Source organism: uncultured Boseongicola sp. (genome assembly GCF_937988555.1).
GTDB lineage: Bacteria > Pseudomonadota > Alphaproteobacteria > Rhodobacterales > Rhodobacteraceae > Boseongicola.
Window position 1 is genome coordinate 1 of sequence record NZ_CALJXO010000272.1, and the last position, 14274, is coordinate 14274.

12 protein-coding genes and 5 pseudogenes are annotated in these 14274 nt (G+C 55.8%); 6 read left to right on the forward strand and 11 right to left on the reverse strand.

The genetic code is table 11. From position 1 onward, the window contains the following. The 4 genes from Q1B15_RS16460 to Q1B15_RS16475 all read right to left on the reverse strand — a co-directional run. Window positions 1-823, reverse strand: an 823-nt coding sequence (locus tag Q1B15_RS16460) for a multicopper oxidase domain-containing protein (protein WP_299755690.1), incomplete at its 3' end; no start/stop codon positions are given. 10 nt (window positions 824-833) lie between these two features. Then, window positions 834-1271, reverse strand: a complete 438-nt coding sequence (locus Q1B15_RS16465) for a cytochrome c (RefSeq protein WP_299755691.1) — start codon at window positions 1269-1271, stop codon at window positions 834-836. Between the two features lie 18 nt (window positions 1272-1289). Beyond that, a complete protein-coding gene (locus tag Q1B15_RS16470; RefSeq protein ID WP_299755692.1) occupies window positions 1290-1718 on the reverse strand; it encodes a cytochrome c in 429 nt (142 codons plus the stop codon). Window positions 1719-2084: 366 nt separating this feature from the next. Then, window positions 2085-2372, reverse strand: coding sequence for a hypothetical protein (locus Q1B15_RS16475; RefSeq protein ID WP_299755693.1), 288 nt, complete (start codon window positions 2370-2372; stop codon window positions 2085-2087). A 220-nt stretch (window positions 2373-2592) separates the two neighbouring features. Here Q1B15_RS16475 and Q1B15_RS16480 point away from each other — a divergent pair, with 220 nt between their 5' ends. Both Q1B15_RS16480 and Q1B15_RS16485 read left to right on the forward strand, forming a co-directional pair. Next, the gene (locus Q1B15_RS16480; RefSeq protein ID WP_299755694.1) at window positions 2593-3066 is read left to right on the forward strand and encodes an excisionase family DNA-binding protein; all 474 of its coding nucleotides are present in this window, start codon (window positions 2593-2595) and stop codon (window positions 3064-3066) included. Window positions 3067-3247: 181 nt separating this feature from the next. After that, window positions 3248-3640, forward strand: a complete 393-nt coding sequence (locus Q1B15_RS16485; protein WP_299755696.1) for a hypothetical protein — start codon at window positions 3248-3250, stop codon at window positions 3638-3640. 140 nt (window positions 3641-3780) lie between these two features. Here Q1B15_RS16485 and Q1B15_RS16490 read toward each other — a convergent pair. Continuing rightward, window positions 3781-5158: pseudogene (locus Q1B15_RS16490) on the reverse strand (IS1380 family transposase). Between the two features lie 119 nt (window positions 5159-5277). Here Q1B15_RS16490 and Q1B15_RS16495 point away from each other — a divergent pair. Next, window positions 5278-5982, forward strand: a pseudogene (locus tag Q1B15_RS16495) (ISKra4 family transposase); the annotation flags it as partial. A 277-nt stretch (window positions 5983-6259) separates the two neighbouring features. Here the strand turns inward: Q1B15_RS16495 and Q1B15_RS16500 are convergent. From Q1B15_RS16500 to Q1B15_RS16520, 5 genes and pseudogenes are all read right to left on the reverse strand, one after another. Continuing rightward, complete coding sequence (locus Q1B15_RS16500; RefSeq protein WP_299755698.1) at window positions 6260-7492, reverse strand: type II toxin-antitoxin system HipA family toxin; 1233 nt, start codon at window positions 7490-7492, stop codon at window positions 6260-6262. Next, entirely contained in the window at window positions 7492-7869 is a 378-nt protein-coding gene (locus Q1B15_RS16505) for a helix-turn-helix domain-containing protein (protein ID WP_299755701.1), read from the reverse strand. The genes Q1B15_RS16500 and Q1B15_RS16505 overlap by 1 nt, the downstream gene beginning before the upstream one ends. Window positions 7870-8075: 206 nt before the next feature. Beyond that, window positions 8076-8303 (reverse strand): annotated as a pseudogene (locus Q1B15_RS16510) (SMC-Scp complex subunit ScpB); the annotation flags it as partial. A gap of 83 nt (window positions 8304-8386) precedes the next feature. Further along, window positions 8387-9405, reverse strand: a pseudogene (locus Q1B15_RS16515) (IS5 family transposase). 94 nt (window positions 9406-9499) lie between these two features. Next, on the reverse strand, window positions 9500-10246 hold the full coding sequence (locus Q1B15_RS16520; protein WP_299755704.1) for an SDR family oxidoreductase: 747 nt from the start codon (window positions 10244-10246) through the stop codon (window positions 9500-9502). A 200-nt stretch (window positions 10247-10446) separates the two neighbouring features. On the opposite strand from Q1B15_RS16520, the pseudogene Q1B15_RS16525 reads away from it, so the two are divergent. Beyond that, window positions 10447-10737: pseudogene (locus Q1B15_RS16525) on the forward strand (IS6 family transposase); the annotation flags it as partial. Between the two features lie 195 nt (window positions 10738-10932). Here the strand turns inward: Q1B15_RS16525 and Q1B15_RS16530 are convergent. Then, the gene (locus tag Q1B15_RS16530) at window positions 10933-11721 is read right to left on the reverse strand and encodes a LuxR C-terminal-related transcriptional regulator (RefSeq protein WP_299755707.1); all 789 of its coding nucleotides are present in this window, start codon (window positions 11719-11721) and stop codon (window positions 10933-10935) included. 103 nt (window positions 11722-11824) lie between these two features. Here Q1B15_RS16530 and Q1B15_RS16535 point away from each other — a divergent pair, with 103 nt between their 5' ends. Together Q1B15_RS16535 and Q1B15_RS16540 are read left to right on the forward strand one after the other, a co-directional pair. Next, complete coding sequence (locus Q1B15_RS16535) at window positions 11825-12973, forward strand: ABC transporter ATP-binding protein (RefSeq protein ID WP_299755710.1); 1149 nt, start codon at window positions 11825-11827, stop codon at window positions 12971-12973. 34 nt (window positions 12974-13007) lie between these two features. Next, window positions 13008-14165 (forward strand): spermidine/putrescine ABC transporter substrate-binding protein, encoded by a 1158-nt coding sequence (locus Q1B15_RS16540; protein WP_299755712.1) that lies wholly within the window; start codon window positions 13008-13010, stop codon window positions 14163-14165. Window positions 14166-14274: the final 109 nt, after the last annotated feature.

The following is a 14274-nucleotide window of genomic DNA, read 5'->3' on the forward strand; positions in this document are numbered from 1 at the left end:
TGTCGTCGCGCAAGACAAAGAGAAAATCGACCGCGCTCGTGACGTCGCCGATTAAGTCAACCCGTTGCGCAGGAGCGATTTGGAAATCTTCCAGAAGACGCGGCTTGGCCAAGGGCATGCCATCAAGCGCAACAACCTGCGCCGATAGCCCTTCGATCCGAATAGGAAATATGCGCGCAGTCGCCGTATTGATCAATCTCAGCCTTATCCGGTCACCCAAGCGAACACTGTCTTGTGAAGGAAGGATTTTCGCGTAGTTGCCCATCCGACCGGCATGGGAAAAGTCGTGCATATTGCCGAAACCACCCACGAGCGCGCCGGTTTCTTCGATGCGCCAATCATCCAGCATGACAGTGATATCATGGTCAACCCGAGGCGGGTTGGCCTCTTCAACGATAAGCGGGCCGTAGAGCCCCTTCGCAACCTGCTCCCAAGACCGATTGTGAGAATGATACCAAAACGTACCTGCATCCAGTGTCTTGAAGCGGTAGTCAAAGCTTTCGCCGGGTTCAACCAACGGCTGGGTCAAGCCGGGAACGCCGTCCATCGCGTTCTCCAAGCGAATGCCGTGCCAATGTACCGATGAGCCTTCATTCGTTTTGTTGTCGAACCGCAAGGCCAACGTATCTCCTTGGCGCACGCGCAGCTCCGGTCCTGGCGTTGAACCGTTATAGCCAAGCATATCGGTAGCACCATCGCCCTCAGGGAGGATTTGTGCCTTTACCTGTTCAGCACGCAGCACTGACGGGCTAGACAACCCAACTTGTGGCAACGTGAGGGCGGCTCCGGTACTCAAAATAAACGTGCGGCGATCCAATTTCATCTCCCGACACCTATTCTCGATATGCTTTATGACAAGCGTGACAACTTGCGCCTAGAGACTTCATGGCAATTCCTAAATCGGCTTCGCTTGCAATGGTTGTGGATAGACCAGCCGCGATTCCTTCCAGGTTTTGTGATTTCTTCACAAAGTCATCAAAGTTCGTCCATATCTCAGCCTTTGCTTCGGACTTTGGATCATCTTCATCTGCTTCAAACAATACAGGCGTGCCCGCCGCGTGTTTAGCAATGCCCGCAGCAGCGGCCCTTGCTGCAGTTTGATCAAATACTGTTACGCCCTTGGCCATAGTTCCCAATATCTTCATCTCCGCACCGATACCGCTCATCGCGTCCATACGTGCCTTTACAGCTGCATTCTTTACGCCGGAATGGGCAAAGGCAGCACCGGCGAAAAGCAAAGCTACACAAAGAATGGTGTTTGTTCTCATCATAATTTTAAAATTTCCCTATTACTCTATGCCGTTGGCGCGTTGCATCTCGCGAACATATGCGACGATCATCTGAACATCACCGCGCGTCAAACCTTCGACCGGCGGCATACTTCCAAAAGGCCAATGGTGGGCGCGTACGCCGTTCGCCACAGCGCGCTGGAACGCCTCGTCACCATGATGCGAGGGTTCATAGAGGACGTGAACCAATGGCGGGGCCACTTCAAGTTGACCAACAGCGTTTACGCCGTGACAAGATGCGCACACCGCTTCAAATGCTGCTTTCCCGATTTGGGCGTTCGCCGATAGCGTTTCTGGAATGACGACTTCGACAATTGCCGGATTGGGTTTGCTTGGAATCTGAGACACTTGCTCTTCAGGCCCTGCAAGAAACCAATAGGCTAGAGCCGTCACACCGATGAGAATGAAGGCAACTTGTACTGCTCGCATGTTAAATTTCCGGTATTTTTTTCTTCTTGGAGCCTTCAGTGGGGGGAAGGTCAAGCAGGGATTTCTGACACTTTCGTGAGCATCCAGATTGCCATGCCCGCCATCTTACAATTCTACGTGGAGCCCACTAAAGCGGACATTGTGGAAAACAGAACAAGCGGCAGCTTGTCCCGCATTGTGTGAATTCGCCCATCGGAAATTTTGCAGTTGCAGCGAAAGTCCGGTCCGAAGGGCCGCACCGCGGCATGACGGAAGGCAGTTCAATGTCCGTAATGGGCCGTTCACAGCATCGGAGCCCCAAGAATTATCGTCGAGTGTGGCGGTGCGGTGAATGTCAACGGTGAGCCCTATGCGTGCCCGCCGGGATTAAGTCACTGGCACTGAACCGAAAACAGTGATGATATTTCGCTTTTGGTAGTCCTTGATGGGCAATTGACCTCCGCAGGACTGACAAACGCGCCTGTAGCGCACCCAGAGATCTAACTCCCGCTGAACAACAGCTTTCTGGATCTCGGCCATAACCGTTTTGCCGTCGTCAATTGAGAACCCGATGCGGCCATCCGTCAACTCGTCGAGATTCTTCTCAACAAGAAACTCCTTCCGGTACTCTTCTCCCGTCGGATCAACTGACTCAACTGTGATGCGCCAATGCATATTCACCTCCATCTTTGTCCCAAAGCGGAAGCATCCCACTGTCCGAACAAAAAGACAGCCCAGACAATTGAACGGTCTCGACACAAGGCTAGCAACGCCGGGTTGGGCTGTTGCCAAGCCGACTCACCTTTTACACTTATTGCGTTTGTTTCTTTTATTACACTTGTGATGGCGGGGCCAGTAGCCATATAGTTCAGGTGTCACAGGAGGGAACATTGGCATGACAGCGACAGCATCAGACGTCGCCCCGAACGAAGTTCAGGGGCTAAAGGACCGACTCCCGACCGCTGCGGAGATTGACAGCGCAGCGCATGCCGCGACTGCCATCGCGGTTGCAATGGAGCTCGACGGAGGCTTGAAGATCTCTGGCGAGAATGGAGATGCTGTGCACATTGCTCCTGCGGTCGGTGAGCTGATTATTGAACTGCTTGGCCATGTAAGCGCTGGAAACATGGTTACGCTCGTTCCGGTCAGCGCAATGCTTACGACCCAGCAAGCGGCTGACATTATGAACGTGTCTCGCCCCCACCTAACCAAGCTTCTCAAGCAGGGCGAGATTAAGTTTGAAGAAGTGGGAAGGCACCGACGGGTCCCGCTTCTAGCTCTGATGGAATACCGAGAAAACAAAGCAAAGCGGCAAGAAGAGGCTATGCAGAAGCTTTCTCGCCTTGGCCAGGAGTATGACCGGGCGTGAGCCATATCGCCAACCCATTCGTCATCTTGCTTGACGCGAACGTGATGTATCCCTTTCGAACACGGGATGTACTCCTCACGTTCGCGCAGCAGGGTCTTTTCCGGGCGCGGTTCACCGAACAAATTATTGACGAATGGACTAGAGTCTCATCAGAAACAAACCCGATTTGGAAGAAAGTGTGATGGAGCAAGCCGCAGCTGTTCGCGAAGTGTTCCAAGAGTGCTTTGTGACGGGATATGAACCGCTCATCGAAGGACTGGAGTTGCCGGATCCGGACGACCGTCACGTCCTCGCGGCGGCCATCAAATGCTCTGCCCAGATTATTGTGACGGAGAACCTAAAGGACTTCCCACCCGAAGCCTTGGAAGAGCACGGCATTGAGGTCTTGGGAGTCGACGACGCCCTAGTCAATACGTTCGATCTCTTCCCCATCGAAGGCGCTAGGGCATTGAGGACAGTCAGGCAGCGCTACAACAACCCACCGTTCAGGCCGTCAGAGTTTCTCTTAGACCTCACCAAATCTGGCATGCCAAAACTTGCAGCAATGGCCCGTTCTGCGATCGAGTATCTCTAGCCCGAATTATTCACCAGGCTCCGGCTATTTCCTTCCGGCGCGCTGAATTGGCCGGGTTGACGGCGTCGTTTTGAGCTGAGTTTGGGGTATGCGTTAAAGGTTGGTATCAGGGGGCGTTCGGGCGGCTGATGCCGCGTTCCTCATGGGCTCTGTGCGTTGATACACCCCAGCATCAGGACCAGCGTTGCCCGGTGCGGGCAAGCTGTCGGCAGTGCGATGCTTATGCGGGATTTCAACTGCCTGACGCGCACGGCGATCTTCAGGAACGTGCGTCGAGGAGTTTCAAAAGTTGCGCTGCGCCAGCGCGAGTGCCTTGGGGCTGCGCCGCGCAATTTCAGCAGCAACCAGTAGGCACCGGTGTGCAGAAACAGCCGGAACTGGTTGGCCTCCCAGCGATGGCAGGAAGTGCGGTCGGATTTGGTGTAGAGTTTGTGGTCCTTGATCAGGTTTTCCATTTTACCCCGAGCGCAATAGACCTTTTCATAAAGATGTTTGCTGCGCCCGCCCAGGTTGGTGACGATGAAGCGCACATCAGTTCCTTGTCGGGAAGCCTCGACGCGGGCAATGACAAGGCGTTCCTTCGACCAGCTTCCGGCCCCGTACCGGGTCTGGAAAAAGCGGCGGAGTTTTTCCTTGTTCCCACGCCTCCAGCGTGTTGCCACATCTTTGCTCCAGGGGGCCGAGAGCGACTTCAGCCTGCTGTTGCCCGCTCCCGGCGAATGCACGCATTCGCCTGCCGCCAATGGAAAGGCCGAGGATATAGAAGCAGCCCTGTTGTTCCAGAAATTCCATGACTTCTGGTGTTCCATAGTGCCCGTCGCCGCGCACCGTTATGGCAACATGAGGCCAGTTCCGGCGGATACGCCGGATCACGTGACGCAGAACCATCGCAGCCTCTGCACCGGAAGGCCGCTTGCCCGGGCGCAGCAGAAAACACACCGGTCTGCCCGTGGCAGCGTCATAAATGTGGATCGGCTGAAAGCAATACCCCCGCGCATGGGTATTGAACAGCGACAGTTGCTGATCGCCATGGGTCCGGTCGGGCGTGTCGTCGATATCGAGCACAATGTAGCCCGGAGCCGCCCGGAAGCTGGCGCAGAACAGATCAATCAGCTTGAGCCCCATTCGGGCCAGATCGCGCCAGGACGGGGTGTTCTCCAGCCGCGACAGGGTCGGCTGGGAAGCAAGAGCGGGGCCACTGTCCGGAAGGCGCTCGCAAGCGATCTTGAAGGCTGGGTCATGGCGCAACGCATCAAGATCCTCGCAGTCCTCGTAACCGCAGGCAATCGCAAACATGCGTTCACGGATCATCGTTGTGTGATCGTGGATCGTGCGCCCCGGGTCGCGCGCATCGTGCAGGCAGGACGCCAGCATGCCGGAAAAGTTCACTTCCCGTTCAATCTCACGCAGCAACAGCACGCCTCCGTCAGATGACAGAGCGCCGCCATCAAAACGGGCGTGTATGTCGTGTCGTTTGACAGGTGACAGGCCAGGGAGGAATAGCGTATCGTCTTTCATGGCGGGCTGGATTTTCTGCTGGAGGTGAGTGATCTTGTTCAACACCAAAATCATACGCTATTTCAACAGCTTGATCTACGCCCGCCAACCAATTCACGCCGTTTCATGAATAATTCAGGCTAGATGTTGTCGTCGGTAAGGTTGAGAATGCCAACATGAGCCGGCGCTTCGGTCTTGTGCAGCATGCCGCCAGATCTCCTGCCAAGCAACTCCGACATGACCTGAACACGCAAGGCTGGGACGGTCAGAGCAAAGTGACCGTGATTTCAGACGGGGAACCAGCCCTGCCAAATCTTGTGCGGCGCGCAGTTCAAGGTCCCGTCACCCACATCCTCGACTGGTGGCATGTCTCGATGCGGGTTCAACATATCGAGAACGCCGTGCGAGGACTTTTGCAAGCGAAGGAGTTTTCCGGGTTGCCGCAACTCTTCGAGCGACCGGCAGAGACTCTGCGCTGGTATTTGTGGCACGGCAAAGTGATGACGGCTGCGACAATCCTCAAGGTTCTAACAATCGACTGCGGCCGTTTGCACGCCGAAACTAAAGACCTGCGAGACGCGGTCCGGCGTGTTAAAGCGCGGTGCCAGGAACTCTATTCCTACCTTTCCAACAACTTCGACGCGTTGGTAAATTATGGTCACCGATATCGAAACGGACTTGCGGTCTCGTCATCCCGCGCAGAAGGTTGCGTCGATGACATCGGAAACACTCGCATGGGTAAACGGCGGCGCATGCGATGGTCTCCGCAGGGTGCGCATCGCGTCGCCATCACAAGAGCCGCAGTCCTTGACGGCAGACTAACCGTTTCAAAAATGGCCGCTTGAACACCAAGTTTTGCCCACTCCCAGGCAAGTCAGACCAGTCAGAGCAGTCTGGCTTCGCGCAGTTCGCCGCACTCGCTGGATAGGTGTGTCCGCTAGTAGAGCTACCCTCGCCGAAGCGGAAACTTTGCGACACTACCACCCCAACTACCAAACTGACCTCCCCTGGCGCGCCCGCCAAACTATACCGAGTGTCTTCAACACCGTTTCGCATCAACCCTTTATCTGCTCATTTACTATCATATATGACAGATAATACAGATTAATTGGTCATATATGACTACATTTCAAACGCTATCGCCATCTGATCATTGACAAAGGCTGACTCATAGTCGCGGGCCAGCGCGCCCGATACACCCACCTGGCGGAGCGCTTCTCGCCACCCATCCGAAATACGCTGCGCCATGTTATGGATCATCTCGCGCGCCTCAAGCTCGGGAATCTCGAAAAATTCGCAAACTTCGAACGCGAGCTTGATCGATCGATCATGGACACCGCCTTGTAGGATGGCCGTCTCAAGATGTGGGTTGCGATCCGGCGCTGGGTTCACGTCAAAAACCGGCGAAAGACGCCATTGCCCCGCTCCCACATAGAGGAAGCCATGGTTTTTCAGGTGATCGTCCTTATTGGAAACAAGGATGGTGAAAATCAGACGCCTATAGAGTTCACGGAACTCGGCCATAGGTTCCGATGAATAGGACCGCATGAAATCGACAATCTCTGTATAGGAACCCAGCTCAGCCCCCGTCTTGCCGAGGGCCGTGCGAGCGGAGATATAGGGAATCCGTGTGGCCCCGCGCCGGTCGAACCGCTGGATCAGCGCAACCGGGAACGGCGTGTCCACCAGTTCCAACCGTGTCGCGGGAGTGCGGATTCCGCAGGCCGCCGCTAAGCGCAGCGTCGCGACCTCGACGCGCTCGATCGGTTGTTGGTCGTGGACCGAGGTAAACTTTGCCAGCCATAGCGCATCGCCGTCCCTGACATTTGCCTTTGGGCGAGCGCCACCGGAGCCGCCCGCGCCGGCTAACGCTTGCATTTCCTCCGGCGAGACTTCCTTTCCTTGCTCATAGGCTCGCGCAATCCCGGTGATAGTTTCAAGATCGACCAGTCGCGGAATGGCGTTGGCCGCCTTGCCGTGAATAACCTCGCCATTGTCATCTAGAAAGCGCAACGCGCCTTGCCTGCAGGCATCGCCGGAAAGCGTAAGATACTCGAATTCGTTGAGGCCATTTCCATAGGCACGCTCGAGCAGTCTGCGTCCCCAAGCATCTGGAGCCGCATCGGCAAAAACTCCCGCCAAAGCGTCGCGCATATTACCCGGCTGGCCCGATGTATGAAACGGACCGGCTTCAAATGAATAATCCGGCTGGATGGCGAAGCCGCGAGGATTCTCGATCCAAACGGGAGCATACATGAAGGTCGAAAATTGCCGTGGCCCGGCATGTGTAAACCGCAACTGGCCCACGCGTGTTCGGCTCTCACCAAGTACTACATCCGCAACAAAGTCAGTCATCAAAACGAAGCTCCGTCGGGGTCCACAACATCCTGACGTTCCAGGGAACCTTCAGATTGAACCTTCTGTTTCCGGAGCTTGGCCGCAAACGAGCGCCCTCGGCGCGGGCCCTGCTCAGTCGTCAGCGCCAGCCCAAGATCATCTTTGCGGACGTCGATGAGGTCGGCGAGGCGTTCCAGCAGGCCTAGGACGACCAACACATCGGCAAGTGTCCCTATGGCGACGCCGGGCTCCCCCCTTTCGAGGCGTGCAATAGAGCTTGGTGATGTTCCAGCGCGAACAGCGAGATCGGCTACGGCGATACCCCGCCGCAACCGCGCGCCTCGGACATCCTGGCCCAGCCTTTCAAGAGCTGGCTTCGACTTGGGAGAGCCCATCACAATCTTTCATATCTGACGCATTAACGCACTTTAAACGTCATATATGGATATTTATGGTCTTGCCTGTCAAGCGGCACGCAAAACTGGCCCCCTGCGGGCGTGGTGGATGGTCCCTGTCCAGACCGCAGCGCAGTTCTGCAAATCCAGAAGCACCGCACAAGACTATCAGGCGCTTCCTCTTAAGCGATACTCGGACAGGCGGTTCATTGCGCCGAAGTAATCCCAGCATCCACCAACCCCTCCTTGTCCGGCAGGTCGCGCAAGTTTTCCAGCCCGAAGGCCACCAGAAAATGTTCCGTCGTCACAAAGGTATAGGGCGCGCCTAGCCGCGGGCTTCGCGGCCCCGTTCCGATCAGGCCGCACGCATGCAGTCGACCGATCAGGTCGCGGCTGATTTCTTTGCCAAAGATGTCCTTCAGCCCATCGCGAGTGGGGAGTGGGCAAAACTTGGTGGTCAAGGGCGTTGTTGCACAGATCAACTGCGGCTCTGAACGCGCCCTACGCGAGGCGGAATTCAGGCGGTGCGTTCAAAACTGGGGCGACCGAGCCAGGTCATTCGGTTGAGAACCCGGACGCCAATCTTGGCTTCTGTTTTCTGATTTTCGAACGTCCGCGCCTTTAGCTTGGGCCCGACTACATTTTTCCAGCGGCCCATTTGCGTCTCGATGCGGCTGCGCCGGTTGTAGCCGGAGGTCTTCTGCCAGGCCATCCGTCCGTGTGCGTGTATCACGGCAATATGGCGATCGCGAACGGTCGGATCCTGCGCTGCGTTCGGGCTGAAGCTCGCGTTTTTGGGAGGCGGGATCGCAATCTCAAGCGTTGTGCCAAAGCGTTCGGCGAGAAGGTCACGCGTAGAGCTGCCGTCGAAAGCCCCATCTGCGAGGAATAGGTCAACGGGGGCATCGATTTGATCCAACAGGTCCGGAAGCGCGGTCGGATCGCCTACGTCATCCGTAGTGAGATCGGAGCAGACGATCTCGCCACTGACAAGATCAAGACCGAGGTGCAGCTTGCGCCAAGAGCGCCGTTTGCGGCTTATTGCATGCTATTTCTCAAGCCATTTCTCACCCGGCAGGCGCAAGCGCAGCATGCTGCCGAGAGGGCACCCTCGCCGAAGACCTTCAGACCAGTGCTATCAACTGCCAGATGGATTGCGGCTTGGCTGTCGACCCTTGGCTTTGTTTGCAATACCAGGCCGCCGCCACGGCGAGATAGGGTTGAGAAATCTGGCACTGCGATGTTAACCCCCAACAGCCCCGCAATTGAGCGCATCAAGCCTTGGGTCTGGCGCAGCGGTTGGCTGAAGACCACGCTAAGCGTTAGACAAAGTTCAATCGCTAGATCCGAGTAACGCAGCTGTCCGCCACGCGTCGTTCGGCGCGGTGCCGACCACAGGCCAAGCGCGTCTTCGCTGATCCAAACCGTCAGATCACCGCGCCGTCGCAGGCCTTCGTTGTGCTCAGACCAGTTGGTCACGCGGTGCTTTTGCTTCGGGATATTGTCGCGACGATCGGCGTTGAACTTGTGCGGCATCTACAGAATCCTGAAGGGAACAGTCCGCATAAGTATTAGCGGAGGCGCGATCCCTGTAACAAGGCCGGTTGGCAGCGGGCTTTGGACTGGTTCCCTATTGCGCTAGGAATCCACCGTCGATTGGAAGACAATGGCCGGTGACCATCGCCGATGCTCCGCTTGCCAAAAATAAGACGGCCGCAGCGACATCCTCGGGCTCGGCCAATCGCCGCAGGGGCGTCATGTTGTAGATTTTTTCCATCACATCCGGTTGATCGAGCAGCGGCTGAATGAACGGGGTCCTGACATATGTTGGCGCGATTGCGTTCACACGGATGCCACTCGGGGCCCATTCTACGGCCAGTGCTCGGGTCATGTTGACGATGGCGCCTTTTGTCGTCTGATAGGACACATTTGGATACACGCCGCCGCCTGACAGGCCCATGATGGAAGAAGTCTGGATAATGCTGCCCTTGATCCCTGCCGCAATCATGTGACGTGCGGCGACGCGGCTGGTCAGGAAGCTGCCGGTCATATTCACATCAACCACCTTATTCCAGTCTGCCAGTGGCAGATCGACCGCTTCGCGCCGGATGGCGATACCTGCGCAATTTACAAGGATCGATGCGGTGCCCTGTTTTTGAATCACATCGAAGGCCGCCTCGACCGAGGTTTCGTCCGCCACGTCTACTTCGACACCAAAGGCGTTCGGAATTGTCGCGGCGGCTTTGTCAGCGTTGTGTCTGTTGATATCCAGAATGGCTACACGTGCGCCGGCTTCTGCCAGCATTTTGGCTACGGCCAGACCGATGCCGCTGGCACCGCCTGTCACGGCTGCAATGTCACCATTCAGTTTGAGCATGGACCCCATGGGTTCCTCCCCTGATGCGGATGTTATTCAGATCCGTCAGAGGGAGTCGAGGTTCAACGCCTCAAACGATCCTATCAGGGCTTCCTCGCCGCGCTGGCGCTCAGGCAGATGTTTGTCGATTGATTGCTCGGGTGGGCATTGTCAGAAGGATATCGGTTGAGACGGGCAGGGTAGTTTCGTAGTTTTGTGGCATGAACAAACCTGACCCCTTCAAGTACTTTCACAGCAGCCTTGAAATCATTCGCCTGGCGGTCATGATGAACGTTCGCTTTCCACTTTCGCTCCGAAACGTCGAAGACCTGCTGCACGAGCGTGGGATCGAGATCTGCCACGAAACGGCTCGATTTTGATGGAATAGATTTGGCCCGATGTTTGCTGCCGAAATCCGTAGAAACCGGGCGAGCTGGATGCGTGGCTATTCGAATCGGCCTTGCCATCTGGACGAAGTTTTCGTGAAAATCAACGGCGAGACGTGGTTTGTCAGAATAAACTGATCCTGTAAGTTTCGACATAGGAATTTTAGTGATGATCGCCGTCACCTACTTGGATGTAGTTAAGCAAATAGGAAAAATTTAGGTCTGTGCCAGAGCAGAACGGGCGCAAACTCTTCTTCTGACAACACCGTTTTTGTCAAGACAACTGCTATTGGTCTGAGAGCGTTTTGGTCCTGGACGTTGCTATACAGCTGCCGCTTGGGTGGTATCCGCAATGGCTGATATGAATGCAGAGAACAGCTCGCCCTGCGAACTTATGCGTAGCTTTGCATACACGTTTCTTCGATGAATTCTGACTGTCCCCGTGGAAATGCCCAACAACTTGCCAAGGGCGTCGGCGGAATGGCCGCGCAGGGTCAACTCGACGACTTCGCGTTCTCGGGGGGTTAATACGCCCTTTCCGATTTTTCGAAAAGCCCGTTCAATATTCATGTCAGCAGCCGGGGCCTGATTGCGCGCTTCGATCGCTGTGGCGCGCCAGTGTCGGCGACAGGCTGCGTCGATCACAGGCCAGATAGATTTCAAAGCCTTCATCTCGGCCTTGCTGAACTTGCGGGTCTTGCGCATCAGCGACACCACGATGGTCAGCTTGTCATGAACATCGACAAGAAAGCCCACTTCTTCGGCCAGTCCTGTGCGCGCGTAGTAGCTGCGGTAATATTCGCCCTGGTAGAAACGATCCGGTGCTATTTCTCTTAAACGCCAAAGACCGGGGGCAACATCCCCCGTCGCGGCTAGATAAAACGGATCAAGCAGGTATGGTCCCTCTTGATAGTCATCCACATGCATCACTCGGCGATCTGGCGAAAAATCATCGTAGAGCGCCAAAGGTTGGGTGTTGCCGACGTAGCCAAAGATGACCGTGTAGTCGAAGTCAACAACCGCTCGGAGTCCCTCGGACAAGATAACGGGAAGATCGTCACTTTCGAGAGTATCGATGATCCGGGCGGCTTGTATGTCCCAATTGGTCAAGGCAGTTGGACCTCTCTGTTGACCAATTCATGTATAACAAAAAGAATATTTACACAAAGCGCAAAAATTTCTCTCATTGGTCCATGGGTGAGATATGTAGCAAATGACAAAAGTAGCGGAAACCTTCTCCGTTGATGGATATCCTCGGGAGTCCGCCAAAGCGCTGCCGGGTGCCGTGGCCGAATTGCGGGGCGTTTCGAAAAGCTATGGTGACGTCCAGGCTGTCCGGCATTTTGATCTGGCCATCGCGCCGGGCGAGTTCCTGTCGTTTCTGGGACCTTCGGGCTGCGGCAAGACAACGGCCCTTCGAATGCTTGCCGGGTTCGAGGCGCCCTCTGCCGGTACCGTTCTGATCGATGGAAAAGACGTCTCGGGTCTTGCGGCGTATCAGCGCCCGGTGAACATGGTGTTCCAAAGTTATGCGCTGTTTCCGCATCTGACAGTCGGTCAGAACATCGCTTATGGCTTGAAACAGCAGCGGCCGAAGCTGCCGCTTGCCGGCATCAATGACAAAGTCCAGCGGGTCCTTGAGACTGTGCGTCTGGCGGATTTCAAGGACCGGCGCATCTGGGAAATGTCGGGCGGGCAGCAACAGCGTGTCGCGCTGGCACGCGCCATCGTGAACGAGCCGAAACTGCTTTTGCTGGACGAGCCCCTCGCCGCGCTAGACAGAAAACTGCGCAAGGAGATGCAGATCGAATTGCAGGATTTGCAGCGCCAGTTGGGCATTACGTTTGTCCTTGTGACGCACGATCAGGAAGAAGCTTTGTCCTTAAGCGATCGTATCTGCGTCATGCGCGCGGGGGAAATTGTGCAGGTCGGCACGCCGCGCGAACTTTATGATCAACCAAAGAGCAGGTACGTTGCCGACTTTGTTGGCACGTCCAATTTCTTCGACGGCAAGATCATCGCGGTGAACGGTGGGACGGGGCAAATCTCACTCAGCGATGGGCGCAGTTATCGGGCTTTTCTATCCGATGCCATCCCTGTGGGTGAAACGGCCTGTGTCAGCGTTCGTCCGGAACAAATCCGGATGAGCGATACGCAATCGTCCGAGGCGCTGGAAGTAACGATCCAGAACCGGATTTTTCTCGGCGAACACACCGAATACCTCGTCAGACATGCCCGCCTTGGGAACATCGCAGTGATGGCCCCACGCCAATCCGATGGCCGGCTGGATACTTTGCAAAAGGGGGATACCGCATGGGTTCACTGGAATCCGGAGGCCGCTTTGATCCTAAGAAATGACTAAGAAAAATAAACCAATCAACAAGGAGAACTGAACAATGTCAGAAGACACCTCAATCTCAAAAAAGAAGTTCATGGAAGAACTGCGCCGATATCAGAAGGGCTCGGTCACGCGGCGGCATTTTCTTGGCGTCACGGGGCTTGGTGCTGCGTCAGCGGTGATGGGGACGGCTCTGCCGGGCCTGCGCGCAAACCCCGCTTATGCTGCGAGCCATATTGGCGACCGCGTCGTGCTGGCCACCTGGCCAAACTATCACGATCAGGCAAATTTCGACATGTTTACCGAACAAACCGGCGCGTTTTTGCAGGTGAATGTCTTTGGTTCCAACGAGGAGATGCTCGCGAAACTTCAGGCCGGTGGCAGTGGATGGGATGTCTATGTTCCCACGAATTACACGATCACGACCTATGTTGAAGAAGGGCTGATCGAACCTCTCGATGTGTCGAAACTTCCCAACTATGACGCCAGCGCGTTTGACCCGCGGTTTGCAGATGCAGGAACCGTCGACGGTGTATTGTACGCCGTACCAAAGAATTGGGGCACAACCGGTTTTGCGCTGAACACCAGCCATAGCGGCGGCAACGGGATGGACAGCTGGAAAGACTTCTTTGATCGGACGATGGACGATTTTTCGGGCCGCACAATGGTGCACGATTATCAGTTGACCACGATTGGCGCCGCTCTGAACTATCATGGTTATTCGTTCAATTCGATCGATGAAGGCGAATTGGCGGATGCAGAAAAGCTGTTGATCGACGTCAAGCCACATCTCTTTGCGATTTCGTCAGATTATCAGCCCGCGATGCGTTCGGGCGATGCCTGGATGACCATATGCTGGACAGGGGACGGCAAGCAGTTGAACACCGATATCCCGGACATCGAGTATATTCTGGGCAAAGAAGGTGGCGAATTGTGGAGCGATTATTACGCTATTCCAAAGGGTGCGCCACACACCGAAGCTGCCTATGCGTTGATTAACTTCATGCTTGATCCCGAAGTGAACGCTCGCGAGGTTTTGGCGCATGGTTATCCGGTTGCTGACAGCCGCACCAACGCATTGTTGCCGGAGGCGATGTTGAACGATCCAATTTTGTACCCCGCAGCTGAGCTGCTGAATGCGCTTGAGTTTGGTGCAGCGGCCACGTTGACCGATCCCGGCCGGGCCGAGTTGATGGCACGGTTCAAGTCAGCCTAAGCGATAAAAGAGAGAGCGGCAGCATATGACACAGCGCGCAAGAAATTGGCTTCTGGTCGCCCCTGCGGGCGCCTGGCTGCTGGTTATGCTGGTGCTGCCGCTCTCGGTC